1 protein-coding gene is annotated in these 1645 nt (G+C 57.6%); it reads left to right on the top strand.

Features of this window, described 5'->3' with window-relative positions:
• The coding region (locus tag RUM8411_RS22375; protein WP_143534994.1) for a recombinase family protein at positions 1-1296 on the top strand (1296 nt) is incomplete at its 5' end.
• Positions 1297-1645: the final 349 nt, after the last annotated feature.

The raw sequence follows: 1645 nt of genomic DNA, 5'->3' as shown, positions 1-1645 counted from the left end.
TTGACCCTGAATGTACTGCTGTCCTTTGCTCAGTTTGAACGGGAAGTCACCGCCGAACGTATTCGTGACAAGATTGCAGCGTCTAAGAAAAAGGGGCTTTGGATGGGTGGCAACCTGCCTCTCGGCTATGACCGCCACCCCGATCCGAAAGCAAGAACGCTGGTGGCAAATGAAGATGAGGCCAGAACGGTCCGGCATCTCTTTGGGCTTTATGACGAGCTGGGTTGCCTGCGCAAAGTAGAAGAACGGGCAACAGCAGAAGGGTTGCGGTCAAAACGAGTTGTTCGGGCGGATGGCAGCGTGAAAGGGGATTGTACGCTGTCACGCGGTCAGATCTATTACCTGCTGCGCAACCCGGTTTATCTCGGAAAAATACGCCACAAGGATAAGATCTGGGACGGACGACACCCGGCGATCATCGACCAAGGCGTTTGGGACCGGGTGCAGGAAAAAATGCGCGAAGCGTCGCAGCGATCCCGTGCAGACCTTACACCCGATACGCGCCAACATTCCAATGACCCCGGCGCCTGGCTCACCGGTCTGCTGCAGGACGAAACTGGTGATCGGTTGACGCCAACCCACACCACGCGCACAGGCCGCCGGTTGCGCTACTATATCTCCAACAGACTGATCTCGGGCGGCAAGGATACTTCCGGCTGGCGACTGCCAGGCCCTGCGCTGGAAAACGCGGTCATTGATGTCATCGCTAGACATCTGCAAGACGCCGCCGCAACGCACCAGGTACTGGCGCAGCCGGAGGCTGGGTCAGCCGAAGCGGTGCAGACTTCAGTTGCGGATCTGGTGACCCGGCTTCATCGCCAAGGCGGTCAAGTCGGCGCTGATATTCTGGCCAGTGGCGGAATCGCACGAGGACAGATCGACCTCGAATTGAACCCCAAAACCCTGGCAAGCGCACTTGGCATCGCGACCGATCATCTGCACCCGGATCTCACACACATCACCGCATCTTTCGATCTGCGACGGCGTGGCGTCGAAGCCAAGGTCATCGCCGGAGATATGGCACCCCAACCTGATCCCCACCTCCGGTCCATGCTGATCCGCGCCCATGGCTGGGCGCGCGATCTAAAAGCCGGAGTTCAACTGATGGAGATCGCACGCCGCGAAAGCGTCCCCAGCGCCTTCATCCGCACCCGTGCTCAGCTCGCCTTTCTCTCCCCGAAGATTCAGGCTGCGATTCTCGACGGCACCCAGCCGCCTGAACTCACACTCAAGCGTCTGGTCAGCGTGGCTCACCCACTGGACTGGTCCGAACAGGAACGCCTGTTCGGCTTCTGACATCTCCAGATCCTGCGTCCCTGATACACGGTTCGCCCTCCTTGATCCGTCGGCACATTTCCCTTTTCATTTGAGAAAATTTCCTGTTCCAACGCTTAGGGAATTTCCCGCATAAGCCGCTGAAAAGCATGCGGTTCTGACATGCAAAACGTCTGATATCGAACCCATCTGACGAAAATTCCCTGTAAATTGCCGGGTATCAGCGAAATTCAGCCCAAAGCGACCCCGCCAATATGCGGCACTGAGACTGGGGCCTTAAGTGTCCTCTGAATGTACGGTCCGCTCTGTCTCTGATTGAAAGCGCATGCGCCAACTCGCGGGAATTGCGGCACAATTCCGGGTCAGAAAA

It is taken from the genome of Ruegeria meonggei (assembly GCF_900172215.1).
GTDB classification, from domain to species: domain Bacteria; phylum Pseudomonadota; class Alphaproteobacteria; order Rhodobacterales; family Rhodobacteraceae; genus Ruegeria; species Ruegeria meonggei.
The sequence above is the reverse complement of the archived record's forward strand: the minus strand, read 5'-3'. Positions and strand labels throughout refer to the sequence as shown.